The 17,068-nt window shown below is 69.9% G+C and carries 21 protein-coding genes; 5 read left to right on the forward strand and 16 right to left on the reverse strand.

Going from position 1 to position 17,068, the window contains the following annotated elements:
- Window positions 1–111: 111 nt before the first annotated feature.
- The 5 genes from prcA to Q7X29_RS21245 all read right to left on the reverse strand — a co-directional run bounded on the left by prcA (window position 112) and on the right by Q7X29_RS21245 (window position 3,826).
- On the reverse strand, window positions 112–879 hold the full coding sequence (gene prcA, locus Q7X29_RS21225) for a proteasome subunit alpha (RefSeq protein ID WP_218718316.1): 768 nt from the start codon (window positions 877–879) through the stop codon (window positions 112–114).
- Window positions 876–1,652, reverse strand: coding sequence for a proteasome subunit beta (gene prcB, locus Q7X29_RS21230; RefSeq protein WP_255587681.1), 777 nt, complete (start codon window positions 1,650–1,652; stop codon window positions 876–878). Before prcB ends, prcA begins: the two co-directional genes overlap by 4 nt.
- Before the next feature lie 65 nt (window positions 1,653–1,717).
- Window positions 1,718–1,912, reverse strand: coding sequence for a ubiquitin-like protein Pup (locus tag Q7X29_RS21235; RefSeq protein ID WP_019047503.1), 195 nt, complete (start codon window positions 1,910–1,912; stop codon window positions 1,718–1,720).
- A 162-nt stretch (window positions 1,913–2,074) separates the two neighbouring features.
- Window positions 2,075–3,574: a depupylase/deamidase Dop gene (dop, locus tag Q7X29_RS21240; protein WP_218718318.1), complete on the reverse strand. Its 1,500-nt coding sequence runs from the start codon at window positions 3,572–3,574 to the stop codon at window positions 2,075–2,077.
- Between the two features lie 69 nt (window positions 3,575–3,643).
- Window positions 3,644–3,826 (reverse strand): hypothetical protein, encoded by a 183-nt coding sequence (locus tag Q7X29_RS21245; RefSeq protein WP_316575164.1) that lies wholly within the window; start codon window positions 3,824–3,826, stop codon window positions 3,644–3,646.
- Window positions 3,827–4,557: 731 nt separating this feature from the next.
- On the opposite strand from Q7X29_RS21245, the gene Q7X29_RS21250 reads away from it, so the two are divergent.
- The gene (locus tag Q7X29_RS21250) at window positions 4,558–5,742 is read left to right on the forward strand and encodes a DUF418 domain-containing protein (protein WP_316575165.1); all 1,185 of its coding nucleotides are present in this window, start codon (window positions 4,558–4,560) and stop codon (window positions 5,740–5,742) included.
- A gap of 1 nt (window position 5,743) precedes the next feature.
- Here Q7X29_RS21250 and Q7X29_RS21255 read toward each other — a convergent pair whose 3' ends face one another.
- Window positions 5,744–6,475: a TetR/AcrR family transcriptional regulator gene (locus Q7X29_RS21255; protein ID WP_316575166.1), complete on the reverse strand. Its 732-nt coding sequence runs from the start codon at window positions 6,473–6,475 to the stop codon at window positions 5,744–5,746.
- Window positions 6,476–6,557: 82 nt separating this feature from the next.
- On the opposite strand from Q7X29_RS21255, the gene Q7X29_RS21260 reads away from it, so the two are divergent.
- The 3 genes from Q7X29_RS21260 to Q7X29_RS21270 all read left to right on the forward strand — a co-directional run bounded on the left by Q7X29_RS21260 (window position 6,558) and on the right by Q7X29_RS21270 (window position 8,381).
- Complete coding sequence (locus Q7X29_RS21260) at window positions 6,558–6,857, forward strand: DUF6412 domain-containing protein (RefSeq protein ID WP_316575167.1); 300 nt, start codon at window positions 6,558–6,560, stop codon at window positions 6,855–6,857.
- A gap of 95 nt (window positions 6,858–6,952) precedes the next feature.
- Window positions 6,953–7,834 carry a membrane protein insertase YidC gene (yidC, locus tag Q7X29_RS21265; protein WP_316575168.1) on the forward strand — a complete coding sequence of 294 codons (882 nt, stop codon included), beginning with the start codon at window positions 6,953–6,955 and terminating at the stop codon, window positions 7,832–7,834.
- Window positions 7,835–7,853: 19 nt separating this feature from the next.
- Window positions 7,854–8,381 (forward strand): NUDIX hydrolase, encoded by a 528-nt coding sequence (locus Q7X29_RS21270; RefSeq protein ID WP_218718323.1) that lies wholly within the window; start codon window positions 7,854–7,856, stop codon window positions 8,379–8,381.
- Here the strand turns inward: Q7X29_RS21270 and Q7X29_RS21275 are convergent.
- Window positions 8,375–8,683 carry a hypothetical protein gene (locus tag Q7X29_RS21275; protein WP_218718324.1) on the reverse strand — a complete coding sequence of 103 codons (309 nt, stop codon included), beginning with the start codon at window positions 8,681–8,683 and terminating at the stop codon, window positions 8,375–8,377. The genes Q7X29_RS21270 and Q7X29_RS21275 overlap by 7 nt on opposite strands.
- A 167-nt stretch (window positions 8,684–8,850) precedes the next feature.
- Window positions 8,851–9,207, reverse strand: coding sequence for an arsenate reductase family protein (locus tag Q7X29_RS21280; RefSeq protein ID WP_218718325.1), 357 nt, complete (start codon window positions 9,205–9,207; stop codon window positions 8,851–8,853).
- A 68-nt stretch (window positions 9,208–9,275) separates the two neighbouring features.
- Between Q7X29_RS21280 and Q7X29_RS21285 the strand changes: the two genes are divergently transcribed.
- Window positions 9,276–9,779, forward strand: a complete 504-nt coding sequence (locus Q7X29_RS21285; protein WP_316575169.1) for a nitroreductase/quinone reductase family protein — start codon at window positions 9,276–9,278, stop codon at window positions 9,777–9,779.
- A 57-nt stretch (window positions 9,780–9,836) separates the two neighbouring features.
- On the opposite strand, the gene Q7X29_RS21290 is transcribed toward Q7X29_RS21285, so the two are convergent.
- From Q7X29_RS21290 to Q7X29_RS21325, 8 genes are read right to left on the reverse strand one after another with little or no spacing between them, the layout of a single operon-like run.
- Window positions 9,837–10,979 (reverse strand): ABC transporter substrate-binding protein, encoded by a 1,143-nt coding sequence (locus tag Q7X29_RS21290; RefSeq protein ID WP_316575170.1) that lies wholly within the window; start codon window positions 10,977–10,979, stop codon window positions 9,837–9,839.
- 13 nt (window positions 10,980–10,992) lie between these two features.
- Window positions 10,993–11,757 carry an ABC transporter permease gene (locus Q7X29_RS21295; RefSeq protein ID WP_316575171.1) on the reverse strand — a complete coding sequence of 255 codons (765 nt, stop codon included), beginning with the start codon at window positions 11,755–11,757 and terminating at the stop codon, window positions 10,993–10,995.
- Entirely contained in the window at window positions 11,754–12,575 is an 822-nt protein-coding gene (locus tag Q7X29_RS21300) for an ABC transporter ATP-binding protein (protein WP_316575172.1), read from the reverse strand. Before Q7X29_RS21300 ends, Q7X29_RS21295 begins: the two co-directional genes overlap by 4 nt.
- A 26-nt stretch (window positions 12,576–12,601) precedes the next feature.
- Window positions 12,602–13,543: an ABC transporter permease gene (locus Q7X29_RS21305; RefSeq protein WP_316575173.1), complete on the reverse strand. Its 942-nt coding sequence runs from the start codon at window positions 13,541–13,543 to the stop codon at window positions 12,602–12,604.
- The gene (locus Q7X29_RS21310; RefSeq protein WP_218718330.1) at window positions 13,540–13,677 is read right to left on the reverse strand and encodes a hypothetical protein; all 138 of its coding nucleotides are present in this window, start codon (window positions 13,675–13,677) and stop codon (window positions 13,540–13,542) included. Before Q7X29_RS21310 ends, Q7X29_RS21305 begins: the two co-directional genes overlap by 4 nt.
- Window positions 13,674–14,711 carry a TIGR03842 family LLM class F420-dependent oxidoreductase gene (locus Q7X29_RS21315; RefSeq protein WP_316575174.1) on the reverse strand — a complete coding sequence of 346 codons (1,038 nt, stop codon included), beginning with the start codon at window positions 14,709–14,711 and terminating at the stop codon, window positions 13,674–13,676. Before Q7X29_RS21315 ends, Q7X29_RS21310 begins: the two co-directional genes overlap by 4 nt.
- A 27-nt stretch (window positions 14,712–14,738) precedes the next feature.
- Window positions 14,739–16,157, reverse strand: a complete 1,419-nt coding sequence (hydA, locus tag Q7X29_RS21320) for a dihydropyrimidinase (protein WP_255587686.1) — start codon at window positions 16,155–16,157, stop codon at window positions 14,739–14,741.
- A complete protein-coding gene (locus tag Q7X29_RS21325) occupies window positions 16,157–16,996 on the reverse strand; it encodes a nitrilase-related carbon-nitrogen hydrolase (RefSeq protein WP_218718333.1) in 840 nt (279 codons plus the stop codon). The genes hydA and Q7X29_RS21325 overlap by 1 nt, the downstream gene beginning before the upstream one ends.
- Window positions 16,997–17,068: the final 72 nt, after the last annotated feature.

A 17,068-nucleotide genomic window follows, 5' to 3' on the forward strand; every position in this document is an offset into this window, starting at 1 on the left:
CGCATACGTGTTCACAACGATTCGGACAGCGAACGACCCAGCGAGCACGACGAGAACGGGCCCGTGGACCGGAGCGGTCCGCGGGCCCGTTCATGATCGTGACGGCGGGGTCTACTCCCCCGCGCCGTCCTCGGGCTCGGGCAGCTTCGCCTCGGTCACGGCTGTCGCCTTCGGCGTACCGAGCGCCTTCTGCAGGGCGGGACCCTGCAGCCGGCGGAACGCCCGGCGCGGCCGGGACTGCTCGAGGGTGGCCACCTCGAGCGAGGACTCACCGAGGGCGCGCTTGTCCTTGTCGGCCTCGGGCTGACCCGCCTGCAGCGCCCCGATGGCCACCTTCAGCGCGTCGTCCAGGGACAGACCGGGCTTGTAGGCGGCCTTGAGCGCGGTCAGGATGGGCTCGGTGGTGCCGCCCATGACGACGTACTCGCGTTCGTCGACGATCGACCCGTCGAAGGTGATCCGGTACAGCACCGAGGTCGGCGACTGCTCCGGATACCCGACCTCGGCGACGCACAGCTCCACCTCGTAGGGCTTGAGCTGATCGGTGAAGATCGAGCCCAGGCTCTGCGCGTAGAGGTTGGCCAGGCCACGGCCGGTGACATCGCGCCGGTCGTACTGATAGCCCTTGAGGTCGGCCTGCAGGATGCCACCGCGGCGCAGGGCCTCGAACTCGTTGTACTTGCCGACCGCGGCGAAGCCGATGCGGTCGTAGAGTTCGCTGACCTTGTGCAACGTCGCCGAGGGGTTCTCGGCGACGAACAGCACGCCCTTGTCGTACACGAGCACCACCACGCTGCGGCCACGACCGATGCCCTTGCGGGCGAGCTCGGTCTTGTCGCGCATGATCTGCTCGGCCGAGGCGTAATACGGCAGCGTCATAGGACGGCGCCCCCTTCTTCCGCGGCTTCCCGGTCGGCGATCACACCGCGGGCGATCTCGGCCAGGCGGTCCTCGGCCACCTCGGCCGCGCCCTCGGCGTCGATCACCACCGCTGTCGGGTAGATCCCGCGCAGCATGTCCGGACCACCGGTGGCGGTGTCGTCGTCGGCGGCGTCGAACAGCGATTCCACCGCGACCCGCAGCGCCCGGTCCTGATCGATGCCACGCTGGTAGAGCTTCTTCAGCGAGGACTTCGCGAACATCGAACCGGAGCCGACAGCGGTGTAGCCGAACCGCTCCTCGCTGCGTCCGCCGACCACGTCGTAGGACACGATGCGACCCGAACGGTCCTGGTCGGTGATCTGGTCGTCGAACCCGACCAGGATCGGCACGACAGCCAGCCCCTGCATGGCGGCGGGCAGGTTGTCGCGGACCATCTTCGACAGCTTGTTGGCTTTACCGTCGAAGGTCAGCGGCACGCCTTCGATCTTCTCGTAGTACTCGAGCTCCACCGCGAACAGCCGGATCATCTCGATCGCGATGCCCGCGGTGCCCGCGATACCGGCCGCCGAGAAGGTGTCGGTGATATAGACCTTCTCGGTGTCGCGGCTGGCCAGCAGGTTGCCCATGGTGGCCCTGCGGTCGCCCGCGATGAGCACGCCACCCCGGTAGGTGACCGCGACAATGGTGGTGCCGTGCGGCGCCAGATCCTTGGCCGCGGTCAGATCCGAGGCACCGAACCTGTTGCCGGGCAACAGGTCCGGTGCGTGCATGCGGAGATGTTCGGTGAACGAGGAGAGAGCCTGCCCCGCGTGGAGGCGCAACGGGTCACCTGAGGTCACTGGCCGCCCTTCTGCACATACGCCCGCACGAAGTCCTCGGCGTTCTCCTCGAGCACGTCATCGATCTCGTCGAGCAGGTCGTCGGTTTCCTCCGCGAGCTTCTCGCGGCGCTCCTGACCCGCCGCGTCTACACCCTCGGGACCCTCGTCCTCGTCGCCACCCCCGGCGCGCTTGGTCTGCTCTTGTGCCATGGCAGCCGACCTCCTCTTTCCTCATCATGACCGCGACCTTTCGGATGAGCACGGCCGGCGATCATGAGCGATGTTCGTGCTCGTCCCACAACCCTACCGAGCCGATCGGACAAGGTGGTCTATTAGCGATCGGATTGTCGCTCTGTCGTGCCGGAAAACGCCTCAGTGGGTGAGCTGGTCGACCAGCTCCGCGGCCGTCTGGGCGGCGTCGAGCAGCTTCCCGACGTGCGCTTTCGTGCCGCGCCGCGGCTCCAGGGTCGGGATCCGCACCAGTGAATCACCACCCAGGTCGAAGATCACCGAATCCCAACTGGCGGCGGCGATATCGGCGCCGAATCGGCGTAGGCACTCGCCGCGGAAGTACGCGCGGGTGTCGGTCGGCGGCTTGGTCATCGCGTCGAGCACCTGCTGCTCGCTGACGAGGCGCTTCATCGAGCCGCGCGCCACCAACCGGTTGTAGAGACCCTTGTCCAGGCGCACATCGGAGTACTGCAGGTCCATCAGGTGCAGCTTGGGGGCGGCCCAGCCGAGGCCCTCCCGGCTGCGCATGCCCTCGAGCAGGCGCAGCTTGGCGGGCCAGTCGAGCAGGTTGGCGCATTCCATCGGGTCGCGCTCGAGCAGGTCGAGCACCATCGCCCAGTTGTCGATGATGTCGAGCACACGGGGGTCGTCGTTGCCCTCGCGGTGCACGAACTTGGCGACGCGCTCGTGGTAGAGCCGTTGCAGCGCAAGGCCGGTCAGCTCGCGGCCGTCGGCCAGCGCCACGGTGGCGCGCAGCGTCGGGTCGTGGCTGATCTGGTGCACGGCGGTCACCGGCCGGGCCAGCTGGAACTCCGAGAGGTCCTCGCCCGCCTCGATCAGGTCGAGCACCAGCGCGGTGGTGCCGACCTTGAGGTAGGTCGACATCTCGGCCAGGTTGGCGTCGCCGATGATCACGTGCAGGCGCCGGTACTTGTCGGCGTCGGCGTGCGGCTCGTCGCGGGTGTTGATGATGCCGCGCTTGAGCGTGGTCTCCAGCCCGACCTCGACCTCGATGTAGTCCGCGCGCTGGGACAGCTGGAAGCCCGCGTGGTCGCCGGACTGGCCGATGCCGACCCGGCCGGACCCGCAGATCACCTGGCGGGAGACGAAGAACGGCGTCAGCCCTGCGATGATGTGGCTGAACGGGGTGTCGCGGTTCATCAGGTAGTTCTCGTGGGTGCCGTAGGAGGCGCCCTTGCCGTCGACGTTGTTCTTGTACAGCTGCAGGCGCGGGGCACCGGGGACGCTGGAGGCGTGCCGGGCGGCGGCCTCCATCACCCGCTCGCCCGCCTTGTCCCAGATCACCGCGTCGAGCGGGTCGACCACCTCGGGTGCGGAGTACTCCGGGTGCGCGTGGTCGACGTAGAGCCGGGCGCCGTTGGTGAGGATCATGTTGGCCGCGCCGACCTCGTCGGCGTCGATCACGGGAGCGGGGCCGCTCATCCGGCTCAGGTCGAAACCACGCGCGTCACGCAGCGGGGATTCCACCTCGTAGTCCCAGCGCGTGCGCTTGGCCCGCGGTACGCCCTCGGCGGCGGCGTAGGCGAGAACGGCCTGGGTGGAGGTGAGGATCGGGTTGGCCGTCGGCTCCGTGGGGGTCGAGATGCCGTACTCGACCTCGATTCCGATGATGCGCTGCATGCTGTCGAGCCTAGGCGACGCGTCCGACCCGCACCGGCATCTCGGCCCAGCGGCCCGCGGCGCCCCAGCTCACCCGGGTGCGCGCAGGCCGGTCAGCGGCCGGGCGAGGGCACCCGCGGCCTGATCCGGGCGCGGTGCACGATGTTCCACCTGCGGCCGGTACCCGACGAGCCCGAACAGCTGGTCGGTCGCCCGATACGGGTCGATGTCCGCGGCCGGCTCACCCCGGTCGATCCCGTGCGCGAGTCTCACCACGACCACCGCCCGGCGGGTGCCGACCCGGTGCCGACGCGCCTCGCGACATCCGGATCGAGCTGCGCCTCGGCCGTCGTGCCGCGCAAAGCCGCTGCGCGACCAGGGAATTCGGTGACGCGACAGAGCTCGGTGACGAACGCGACGAGGTCGTCTTCGACCGCGCCGGGTGTCGGGTTCGGGCATCCGGCGGGCGACGGCCTCGGCGTGGGCCTCCCTCGTCGGCTCGGCCCGGGAGCGCCACCCTCGGGCGATGGCGCTCTCGGCGACGCCCGCGCGGGTGACCATGCCTCGATCGTCGACCGGCCGTAGCCGCTCTCCTCCGGGATCTCGGCGCCGGCCCGCAGACCCTCGCCGCGCACCCGGCCCCCGGTCCGCGAACCCCCGGTGTTACCCATGTCACCTCCGCGACGACTTCGTCCTCGCGGCCCACACCGTCGCGCGCCACCTTCGCGGCGGTGACCGCGTCCGACACCGTGCTTATCGGCCACAGCATCGGCAGCGTCGAGGTGGTGCGCATGCGCACGCGGTACGAGACAGGCTGTTCGCGGCGGCGTTCAGCTCGGCGCGCGCCCCGACGGCCACATCGAACTGCCGAAGGCCGTCACCGCGGTGGAAGAGGCGCTGGCACAGCGCGACCGAGGCACCTCCGCCGGGTCCCCCGCTCGGCGGACCCGAAGTGGTCCTCGCGGGCGATCCGGCGGCCGGATCGCGCCGAGATACTCGATGCCATGAGCGAATCCGTGCACCAGCTCACCCCCGAGGTGACCGACCGGCCGACCAGGTTGCTCGCGCTCGATGTCCTGCGGGGCATCGCGATCCTGGGCACCCTCGGCACCAATATCTGGATCTTCACCGACCCGGCCGGGCTGATCGGCTACATCGGCAGTCTGGGCGACACGGCCACGGACGGCTGGATGTGGACCGAGCGGGTGCTCCAGCAGCTGGCCCAGGGCAAGTTCCTCGGGCTGCTGACGGTGATGTTCGGGATCGGGCTGGCGATCCAGCAGAACTCGGCCCGGCGGGGCGGGCGCCGCTGGCCGGGCCGCTATCCCGTGCGGGCGGGGCTGCTGTTCCTGGACGGCCTGGTGAACTTCCTGTTCGTCGCCGAGTTCGACGTGCTGATGGGCTACGCGGTCACCGGCCTCGTCGTCGCGTATCTCCTGGCGACCAGCGAACGGGCCCGACGCCGCTGGCTCATCGTCGCGGCCTCGGTCCACGTGACGATGCTGACCGCGATCGCGGCCGCCCTGGCCTTCGCGCCCGCCACGGAACCGTCGGCCCCCGAGCCGCTGGAGCCGAATCCCTACGCGGACGGCTCTTTTTGGGATCTGGTGCTGTTCCGGCTCGACCATGCCGGGACCTTCCGGGTGGAGGCGATTTTCGTCTTCCCGATGTCGGTGGCGCTGTTCCTGCTCGGCGCCCGGCTGTATCGCGCCGGGGTCTTCCAGCCCGCCGGGGCGCGGATCCGCCGATGGCTGCTGGTGCTCGGCTTCGGCGTCGCGGCGCCGCTGGACTTCACGGTCGGCGTCTTCGGCGGCGGCGACCTGGTGCTGCTCACCCGCTACGGCACCGCGCCGTTCGTGGCACTGGGCATCCTCGCCGCGGTCGCGGAGTTCTACCTGCGCCGCTCGCGGGTCGGTTATGTGGGCGCCCGGCTCGGCGAGGTCGGCCGCACCGCGCTCAGCTGCTACATCCTGCAGAACCTGATCGCCGGAATACTCTGCTACGGCTGGGGTTTCGGGCTCGCGGCGCGAGTCTCGGCGTCGGCGCGGGTGCCGTTCACGATCGGGATCTACCTGCTGGTGGTCGTCCTGATCACGGCCTTCGCCCACCTCTGGTTGCGCCGGTTCGAGCGCGGCCCGGTCGAATGGCTGTGGCACCGCACCTATCGGCTGCTCACGCCGGCGGAGTGAGTCAGCGCAGCCGCTCCGCCGGTGGCGGGGCGGCATCGGGCGCGACCAGCAGGTCGGCCACCAGCGAATCCCGTTGCAGCGGAACGCCGAGACTGCGGGCGTTGCCCTCGAACAGCGACAGCACCGATTCGGTCAGGATGCCCTGCACCTGTTCGGTCGAGAGCACCGGTTCCGGATCGGCGCGCCAGCTGGCCACCACGCCGTCGACGAGGCCGACCATGCCGAAGGCCATCGGCCGAGCGCGGGCCGGGTCGATCCCGAAGCGGGCCAGGGTGGCGGCGAACATGTCGGCCAGCTGCCCGCCCACCTCGCGCCCGGCACCGGCCAGGGTGGCGGCGCCGACGCCGTCGGGCGCGGCGTCACCGAGGAAGCGGTGCAGGTTCGGGTGGCGTTCGATCCAGCCGAGGTAGGTGCCGATGGCGCCGCGCACCGCGTCCTTGAGCGTCCCGTCCGGCTCCAGCGCGGGCAGCAGCTCCGCGAGCAGCAGCTCCAGGATGCGCTGGCGAGCGAGCGCGTCGAGTTCGGCGCGGCCGCCGACGTGGCGGTACACCACCGGGCGGGGCAGGCCCAGATGCTCGGCGATCAGCTGCACCGAGATCTCGAGCCCGTGCTCGTCGATCACCTCGATGGCGGCATCGATCATCTCCGCGCGGCGGCGGGCCTTGTGGCCGTGCCAACGAGTGGCGCGCCCGTCACCGACGGGCTGCGCGTCCTGAGCGGAGGGTGCAGTCACAGTGCCAACGATACCCGGACCAGCGATGACCGTGACACAGCGTTCCACCAACCACGGGTAGCCGATCGGTATGCTCGGCGGCATGTGGTCCCGGGCAGTGCTGTTGGCGTACGCGGTGCTCGCGTGCGTGCTGCCCGCCTTCGTGCTCCTGACGACACCGGGCGGCGACGCCGCCCGCATGCTCGCCGTCGGCGCGGTCGCCGCGGCCATGGTGTGCGCGCTGGTCGCGATCACCACCCACCGGCAGCTGCCGATCCGGGTCGCGGCCGCCGGGCCGCCGCGCTCGGCCCAGCGCCGCCTGCGCGGTTCCTTTCTGCGACAGAGCAATCCGGACGCCGCGGGTCGTCCACGCCCGCGAGCACCGGGGATCGATCACCACTGACCGGTAGCGCCGTGCGCGCCTCCGGTCGGCCGCCGTGATCCCACTCCCCCCTTTCGTGCGCTCGCGCGCACGCTGTCCGGACAGGTCGTTCCGCCATGCTCGATGTCGTGTACTTTCCGGTGTCCGCCGCGCTCTGGTGCTGGCACCGCCTCCTCGCCCTCCCCCTAGGACCCGCCGACGGCCTCGCCTGGCTACTGGCCGTGGTCGCCCTCGTCGTCACCGTTCGCGCCCTGCTGATCGTCCCGGCGCTGCGGCAGGCCCGGTCCCAGGCCACGCTGCGGTCCCTGCAACCGCAGCTCGACAAGATTCGCGCCCAGCACCCCGACGACCAGCGCGCTCAGGCCGAGAAGATCCGGGCGCTGCACCGCGAGCACGGTGTCCGCCCGTTCGGCGGGTTCGTTCCGATGATCGCCCAGGCCCTGGTGTTCCTCGGCCTGTTCCATGTCCTGCGCTCGTTCGACCGGACCGGCGCCGCCGCGGTCGGCCCGTTCGCCTCGACCGACTCCCCGCTCTCGCCCGCGGTCAATCGCGCGACCCCGAACTACCTGTTCGGCGTCCCCGACGTCCACGCCTTCCTGGACGCGAGGCTGTTCGGCGCGCCTCTGTCGGCGACGCTGACCGGGGCGGGCGAACTGATCGGCGCGGTCGCCGCGCTCGCGATTCCGCTGGTGCTGATCACCGCGCTCGCCACCCACCTGACGGCTCGGCTGACGCCGCCCGCCCAGGACGGGACGGCCGCGATCCTGCGCCGGCTGTCGCTGTGGGTGTTCCCGGCGGGCGCGCTGGTGAGCGGGGCGATCCTGCCCGTCGCCGTGCTCACCTACTTCGCCACGAACGCGGCGTGGACCTGCGGGCAGCAGTATCTTTTCCGCCGCACGCTCGACGCCGAGGCCGCCGCCGTGGCGGCTCGGTCGGCCGCGCGGGCCCGGGCGGCGGCGCCGCGACCGGGGGTGAAGCCGAGGCGGCAGCGCCGCTGAGACGGGTTACTCTCGGGCCGTGGCTGTGAACCCGGAGTCGGAACTGCTCGCCGTGTACGACGCCGCCGGTGCGGTGATCGGCGCGGCCGAGCGGGGCACCGTCTATCGCGAGGGCCTCTGGCACGCCAGCGCGGGCGTGCTGGTGCGCTCCGGCGACGGCCGCCGGATCTACGTCCATCGGCGCACCGACAGCAAACTCGTCTTCGCCGGCCTGCACGACTGTCTGGCCGGTGGCGTGGTCGACGCGGGCGAGGATCCGGCCGACACCGCACGACGCGAACTCCACGAGGAGCTCGGCATCGCCACCGGCACCGCACTCCCTGTGCGCGCCACCGCGTCCTGGGACGGCAGCTGGGCGGGCAGACCGCTGCGCTGCCATCTGTTCGGCTACGAGGTCCGCTACGACGGTCCGGTCCGCCACCAGCCGTCCGAGATCGCGGACGGCTGGTGGTGGACCGACGCCGAACTCCGTGCGCACCTGGACGATCCGGCGTGGCCCTTCGTCCCCGACACCAGGCTGCTGCTCGGCGACCTGCTGACTCAGTAGACGACCACCTGCCAGGTCTGCATGCTGAACGGCAGGTCACAGGCAGTTTCGGAGTGGAAGCCGCCGAAGGCGGGCTGCCCGTACCGTTCGTAGCTGCTGAACCAGTTCCACCACGCCCAGCAGGTGACCCGCACCTGGTGCCAGACCGGGTCGCCGCACTGGGAGAAGGCGCCGGTGCCGGCGATGGGGTTCACCGAGCAGTGCCCCGGCGGTTGCGCCTGGACGGGTCCGGCGAGCAGGGTCGAGGCACCGATCAGACCGGCGGCCGTGGCTCCTACAGCGATCTTGCGAAGCGATTTCATGACAACCTCCCACCGCGTGGAGTTCCCGCTGTCGAACCCGCCGGCGATCCACGTTCGGTTCGATATCCGCCTCGGGACACCGTGTCCCGATGATGTGAGCTACATCAGGTAAATCGCGTTCGCTGTTACGGCCGTGCCCGAATAGTTATCCGTGGGCTATCGCCGGATCAGTCGAGGGAGCGCAGTGATTCCTCGTCGCGGGCCACCACCGCGCCGCCATCGGCGGTGAGCACGATGGGTCGCTGGATCAGCTTGGGGTGCTCGGCGAGTGCGGTCAGCCACCGGTCGACATCGGCGTCGGTGCGTCCCCAGTCCGCCATGCCGAGGTCCTTGGCGATCTGCTCGCCGGTGCGCGTGATGTCCCACGGCTGCGCGCCGAGCCGGGCCAGCACCGCACGCAGTTCGGCGACCGTCGGCGGATCCTCGAGGTAGCGGCGCACCGTGTACTCGACTCCGGCGGCGTCCAGGTGCGCGGTGGCGTTACGACTCTTCGTGCAGCGGGGGTTGTGCCAGATCTCGGTCATCCCCGCAGCGTAGTAGGCGGGTGCGGACGCGGACTGCGGGCGCGGGCGCACCGGCCGATACTGGAGCCATGACCGATACCGCGCCCTCCGAAAACCCCTACGGCACACCGACAACCACCGGTCCCGAACCGATCCGCCCCTCCCAGGGCCGGGTCAACACGATCGTCCGCGCCCTGCTGAAGGTGCCGGTGCTGTCCGGCATCGTGGGCAAGCGGCTGGCCACCTTGCAGGTCACCGGCCGCAAGTCCGGCAAGGTCTACGAGGTCCCGGTCGCCTACACCGTCCACGACGGCACCCTGCTGATCGGCACCGCGCTGCGCCCGTGGGTGAAGAACCTGCTCGGCGGCGCCGAGGTGCGCCTGTCCCGTGGCCGGGCTCCCGAATCCTTCACCGCCACGGTGCATTCCGACGAGCAGGGCGTGCTGGAGCTGTACACGATCATCGCCCGCGACAACAAGCAGAACGCCAAGTTCAACGGCATCGGCTTCACCGCCGACGGCGAGCCGTCCAAGGCCGACATCTACCAGACCTGGCAGCAGGGCGGCGTGGTCGTCGAACTCACTCCGCGCTGACTGCGCGCACGGCGACGGCCCGGCGCAACCGCTCCGCCGGGCCGTCGGCGCGTCCGGCTACTTGCCGCCCTCGGTCGGCGTCACCTGCGCGGGCTGGAATCCCGTCCCGGTGACGTCGATCCCGGCGGCCCGCAGTTGATCGAGGGCCCTGGTGACGTACTCGGTGGTGTAGGCGTCGGCGCCGGGGTCCTTCGTCAGCACCGTCGCGCCCTCGGCGTTCTTGGTCTCCTTGGCGATGGTCACCGTGCGATCCCAGGCCGCCTTGTCGACGGTGCCGATCCCGGCGGGCGAGGGCCAGATCAACTTGTTCACCTCGTTGATCTGCCACTGCTGATGCCCGGCGCCCAGCGTCGCGCCCGCCGCGACGGTGATGTCACGGCACTTGTCGAGATTGTCCCGGCAGAATGCCCAGCCCTTCAGGGAAGCGACCAGGAACTTCACGGTCTGCTCCTGGTACTTCGCATCCTTCAGCTTCTCGGTGTTGGCCCACAGCGCGTCCTGCAGCATCGCCACGCCTTCGGCGTTCCAGTCGATGGTGTTGAAGTCGTCGGCGGTGTAGAGCTTTCCGGTGGCGGGGTTCTTCGTCTCGAGCAACTGGGCGTACTCGTTGTAGGACATGGCCTGGGCGGCCGCGATGTCCTTGGCGAGGAAGGCGTTCATGTCGAACTGCTGCTGGACCAGTTTCACATCCCCTGCCGGGTCGATGCCGGCTTTGGTCATCCCCGCGAAGAGCTCGAACTCGTTGCCGTAGCCCCAGTTTCCGACGGTCTTGCCGCGCAGCGCGGCGGGTCCGGTGATGTTGTCGGCCTTGAACGAGACCTGCTTGGTGCCCGAGCGCTGGAACACCTGCGCGATCTCGGTGATGCCCGCACCCGCCTCCCGCGAAGCCAGCGCCTTGGGCACCCAGGCCACGGCGTAGTCGGCCTGTCCCTGGGCGAGCACGGTCTGCGGGACGATGTCGGTGCCGCCGTCGAGGATCTCCACCGACAGCCCCTGCTCCCGGTAGAACCCCTGGTCGACGGCGGCCAGATAGCCGGCGAACTGGCCCTGCTTGAACCACTGCAACTGCAGTTTCACCTTGGTGAGACCGTCAGCGGTGGTCTCCGAAGCGGTGTCGGTGGTGCTGCAGCCGGTCAGCGCGGCGGCGGCGAGCGCGGCCAGCGCCAGACAACGGCGCAGCCGGAGTGCGGTCGTGCTCATGGATGGATCTCCCTCATCGGATGGTGGACAGCAGGGGTGTTCTGGGCCGGCGGGTGAGCTGTTCGAGCAGCAGAACGGCGAGCAGGAACACCAGCCCGACCGCCATCGCGCCCACGACGTACGCCCAAGCCTTGGGGTAGGCGGTATTGGCGGCGGCGGAGGTGATCCGGCTCCCCAGCCCGTTCTGCAGGCCGCCGAAGTACTCGGCGACGACGGCCGCGATGACCGCGCCGGGCGCGGCGATCCGCAGGCCGGTGAACAGGTGCGGCAGCGCGGCGGGCAGCCGCACGGCGCGGGTGAGCTGCCAGCCGGTCGCGGCGTAGGAGCTCATCAGGTCGGCCTGCACCTTCGGCACCTCGCGCAGCCCGCGCGCGGTGCTGACGAATACCGGGAAGAACACGACGATGGTGACGACGAGGCGACGCGGTGTCTCCGTCGTGGTCGAGTACATCGTGTTCAGCAGCGGCGCGAGCGCCACGATGGGCACGGCGGCCGCGGCGGCGGCCAGCGGGGTGAGCAGACCGTCGACGATCCGGAACCGCACCGCGAGGACGGCGGCGGCGATGCCGAGCACGGTCCCGAGCACGAACCCGACCAGCGCGTTGGCCCCGGTCGCCAGCGCGGCGTCCAGGATCCGGCCCGCGTTGGCGACGAACTGTTCGGCGATCGCGCTCGGTGCGGGCAGCAGGAACGACGGCACCCCCGCCACCACGGTGAGCACCTGCCACAGCACCAGCACGACGACACCCACCACGATCGGCGGCAGCCAGGTCCTCATGGCAGGTCCCGTCCGGCCACGGCATGCTCCGCGGGCTCCCCGCGCAGCGCCGCGCGCACGGCGGCCACGGCGGCGAAGAACTCCGCCGAGGACCGCACATCGGCACCGGTGTCGCGCCCCCACCCGCCGGTGGGCACGATGTCGCTGATCCGGCCGGGTCGCGCCGACAGCACCACCACCCGATCCGACAGGTACACCGCTTCGGGAATCGAGTGCGTCACGAACACCACCGCGGCCCCGGTCTCGCCCGCGATCCGCAGCAGTTCGCCCTGCATCCGTTCCCTGGTCATCTCGTCGAGCGCGCCGAAGGGCTCGTCCATCAGCAGCAGCGCCGGGGTGCGCGCCAGCGCCCGCGCGATCGCGACCCGCTGCTGCATGCCCCCGGACAGTTCGGCCGGATAGCGATCGGCGAACTCGGTGAGCCCCGCCATCGCCAGCAGTTCGGCACTGCGGGCCCGGCGCTGCGCCTTGGGCACCCGGTGCAGTTCCAGCGGCAGTTCGACGTTGGCGGCGACGGTGCGCCAGTCGAGCAGCCCCGCCTGCTGGAAGGCGATGCCGTAGTCCTGGTCGATCCTGGCCTGCCGGGCGGACTTGCCGTGCACGGTGACGGTGCCGCCGCTCGGTGTCTCCAGATCGGCGATGATCCGCAACAAGGTGGACTTGCCGCAGCCGGAAGGGCCGATGAGCGAGACGAATTCGCCCGGAGCGACGGTGAGCGAGACATCGGTGAGCGCGGTCACGGCACCGGCGGCGAAGGTCTTGCCGAGGTGGGTGAGCTCGACCGCCGGTGGCGCCGGGGCGCCGGCTGAGGTGGTCATGGGTACTTCTTCCTGGAAAGCGAGGTCTACGAGGAGGTGTCGCCGGTGCCCGGCGGATGGTTGTAGCGGCGCACGGCCAGCTCGACGAGTCCGACCAGCCCGGTCAGCACCACCCCGAGCAGGGCCGCGGCGATCACCGCCGCGTAGAGCCGGGCGGCGTCGCCGGTGGCCTGCTGGGAGAACACGATGATCTGGCGGCCGATCCCACCCGTGGTGCCGGTGGAGATCTCGGCGACCACCGCGCCGATCACGGACGCGGCGGCGGCCAATCGCAAGGCCGGCATCAGCGACGGCACCGCGGCGGGAAAACGCAAGCGCGTCAGGGTCGCCCACCACCCGGCCGAGCAACTGCGCAGCAGTTGCACCGAAGCCGCCGACGGCGCGTGCAGGCCGCGCAGCATGCCGATCGCGACGGGGAAGAACGCCAGATAGGCGGCGATCACCACGATGCTCATCCACGGCCGCCACGGTTGGCCGCCGATGGCGAGCCTGCCGCCCCACGCGGCCACCAACGGGGCCAGCGCGATCAGCGGAACGGTCTGCGAGAGCACGACATAGGGCAGGATGCCGCGTTCGAGCCAGCCGAACCGCTGCATCGCCACCGCGAGCCCGATCCCGACCACCGTGCCCAGCAGCAGCGCGAGCAGGGCCAGTATCAGGGTGAAGCCGGCGGTGCGCACCAGCGTCGTGCCGACGGTGCCGGTGCCGTCCGTCTCGCCCAGCACGGTCACCACCGCCCACACATGCGGCAGGGCGCCGTCACCGGTGCGCGGCAGCACCCGAACACCACCGATGCCGACGCCGTCGGCGGGCACGAGCAGCTTCACCAGCTCCCAGATCACGACGACCGAAGCGAACGCGGCGACCGCGTAGGCGACGCGCGCCACCCGCGCGCGCCGCACCGTGGTGGCCCGGCCTGCCGCGGGCAGCACCGCCGTGGCATCGATCATGTTCGCGCTCATCGTCATTCGCGGTGCTCCCGCACCCGCACCGGCACCCGCTTGCGCGCGTACCGCTGCGCCGTCAGCGCCGAGGACAGCGCCACCGCCACGATCCCGGCCGAAGACGCGCCCCGGATCAGGGCGATGCCGACCGCGTTCATCCGACGTCCTTGGTCGCCGTGACGGGCCGGTGCAGGCGAGGCAGCACCTGCTCGCCGTAGGCCTCGAGAGTGGCCGTCTTCGCATCGTGTTGCAGGTACACGGCGAACTGGTCGACGCCGAGCTTGCCCAGTTCCCAGAGGCGGGCGAGCTGTTCGTCCGGCGGGCCGAGCAGACAGAACAGGTCGACGACCTCGTCGGGGACGAAGTCGGCGTGCGGATTGCCCGCTCGCCCGTGCTCGTTGTAGTCGTAGCCGTGCCTGCCCGCGACATAGTCGGTGAGCGAGGCCGGGATGTCGCCGTCCGCACCGTATTTCGCGACGAGGGCGGCCACATGATTGCCGACCATTCCGCCGAACCAGCGGCACTGCTCCCTGGCGTGCGCCAGCGCGGCGGCGGATCCGTCGGTGACGTAGGCGGGCGCGGCGACGCAGATCTGCACCGAACGCGGGTCGCGGCCGGCGGCCTCGGCGGCACGACGCACCTTGGCGACGGTCCACGCGACGATGTCGGGGTCGGCCAGTTGCAGAATGAACCCGTCGGCGACCTGGCCGGTGAGCTCGAGCGCCTTGGGCCCGTACCCGGCCACCCACACGTCGAGCCGGGATTCGGCCGCCCACGGGAACCGCACCTCGGTGTCGCCGATCCGGGCGCTGCGCCCGTTGCCGAGTTCCCGGATCACCTCCACCGATTCGCGCAGCGCCGCCAGGGAGGTCGGCCTGCCGCCGATCGCGCGCACCGCCGAGTCGCCGCGGCCGATGCCGCAGATGGTGCGGTTGCCGAACATCTCGTTGAGCGTGGCGAAGGTCGACGCGGTCACCGTCTGGTCCCGGGTGGCCGGATTGGTGACCATCGGACCCACCATCACCTTGCGGGTGGCCGCGAGGATCTGGCTGTAGATCACGTACGGCTCCTGCCACAGCAGGTGCGAGTCGAACGTCCACACATGCGAGAACCCGTGTGTCTCGGCCAGTCTGGCCAACTCGACCACCCGCGACGCGGGTGGGGTGCACTGCAGGACGACACCGATGTCCATGGCACTCTCCGTTTCCGATAGGGGTTCTTACAGGAGGTTCTGCGACAGCCCGCGCCGCACGAAACGTCCGTGCCCGGCGCGGCCGTGATAGGCGCCGTCGTCGACGATCACCCGGCCACGCGACAGGACGGTGTCGACGTGCCCGTCGATCTCGAAGCCCTCCCAGGCGGAGTGGTCCATGTTCATGTGGTGGGTCTTGCCGAGGCCGATGCTGGTGTGCCCGTTCGGGTCGTAGATCACCACGTCGGCGTCGGCGCCCGGGCTGATGACACCCTTGCGCGGATACATCCCGAACATCCGGGCCGGCGCGGTGCAGCAGACCTCCACCCAGCGCTCCAGCGACAGGCGCCCGTCCTTGACGCCCTGGAACAGCAGATCCATCCGATGCTCGACGCCGCCGATGCCGTTGGGGATCTTGCTGAAATCGCCGAGCCCGAGCTCCTTCTGGTCCTTCATGCAGAACGGACAGTGATCGGTGCTGACCGCGGTGACGTCGCCGGTGCGCAGATAGCGCCACAACTCGTCCTGATGCCCTTCCGCCCGCGACCGCAGCGGGGTCGAGCACACCCATTTCGCGCCCTCGAAACCCGGTGCCCCCAGCTGTTCTTCGAGCGAGAGGTACAGGTACTGCGGACACGTTTCGGCGAAGACGTTGTGCCCCGCGTCGCGTGCGGTGACGATCTGTTCCATCGCTTGCTTGGCCGAGACGTGCACCACGTACAGCGGCGCGCCGGTCAGCTGCGCCAGCATGATCGCGCGGTGGGTCGCCTCCTCCTCCATCTGCCACGGCCTGCTGGTGCCGTGGAAGTAGGGGGCGGTGTCGCCGCGGGCCAGCGCCTGCTCCACCAGCACGTCGATGGCGATGCCGTTCTCGGCGTGCATCATCAGCAGCGCGCCGAGGTCGCCCGCGGTCTGCATGGCCCGCAGGATCTGCCCGTCGGTGGAGTAGAAGACACCCGGATAGGCCATGAACAACTTGAAGCTGGTGACTCCTTCGGCGACGAGTTCGCTCATCCCCTCGAGGGATTCGTCGTTGACATCACCGACGATCTGATGGAACCCGTAGTCGATCGCGCAGTTGCCCGCCGCCTTCTCGTGCCACTCGGCCAGGGTGTCCTGCACCCGCTGCCCCGGCTTCTGCACCGCGAAATCGACGATCGTGGTGGTGCCGCCCCAGGCCGCGGCCCTGGTCCCGGTCTCGAAGGTGTCGCTGGCCTCGGTGCCGCCGAACGGCAGCTGCATATGGGTGTGGCCGTCGACGCCGCCGGGGATCACGTACTTGCCGGTCGCGTCGATGACGGTCTCGGCCGACGCGGCCAGGTCGGCCCCGAACACGGTCGAACCCGGGTGCAGGACAGCGACGATCGTCTCGTCCTCGATCAGCACGTCGAGGGGCTGGGACCCGGTAGCGCTCACCACCGTTCCGCCGTGGATGAAGGTGCGCATCACGGCTCCACCAGCGCGCCGTAGGCGTCGGGTCGGCGGTCTCGATAGAAGGCCCACCGATCGCGCACCACCTTGATCAAGTCCATGTCCAGGTCACGGACGACCAATTCCGGTGCGGTATCGGAGGCGACCTCGCCGACGAATTTCCCCTCGGGGTCGACGAAATAGCTCGTGCCGTAGAAATCGTCGTCGCCGTATTCGGCTTCGATACCGACCCGGTTGATCGCGCCGATGTAATACTCGTTGGCCACCGCGGAAGCCGGCTGTTCGAGCTTCCACAGATAACTCGACAGTCCGCGCGAGGTCGCCGACGGGTTGAACACGATTTCCGCGCCCGCCAGTCCGAGGGCACGCCACCCCTCCGGGAAATGGCGGTCGTAACAGATGTAGACCCCCACCTTGCCGACCGCGGTGTCGAATACCGGCCAGCCCAGATTGCCCGGCCGGAAGTAGAACTTCTCCCAGAAGCCGTGCACCTGCGGTATGTGGTGTTTGCGGTATTTGCCCAGGTAGCTGCCGTCGGCGTCGATCACCGCCGCGGTGTTGTAGAGCACGCCCGGTTGCTCCTGCTCGTACACCGGCAGCACCATCACCAGGTTCAGTTCGGCGGCCAGCGCGGCGAACCGCTCGGTCGTGGGGCCTGGCACCGATTCGGCGTAGTCGTAGAACTTCGGGTCCTGCTGCTGGCAGAAATACGGTCCGTAGAACAACTCCTGGAAGCAGATCACCTGCGCGCCCTGCGCCGCCGCCTCCCGGGCGTAGTCCTCGTGGGCTTTGATCATGGATTCTTTGTCGCCGGTCCAGGTGGTCTGGACCAGGGCCGCTCTGACGATTCCCATGCTTTGTTATATTGCCCCCTCCGACGATCGCATTGTGTTACAACTGCGCGGAAACAGTTTCGTTGTCGTAAA

Source organism: Nocardia canadensis, from assembly GCF_032656385.1.
Taxonomy (GTDB): Bacteria; Actinomycetota; Actinomycetes; order Mycobacteriales; family Mycobacteriaceae; genus Nocardia; species Nocardia canadensis.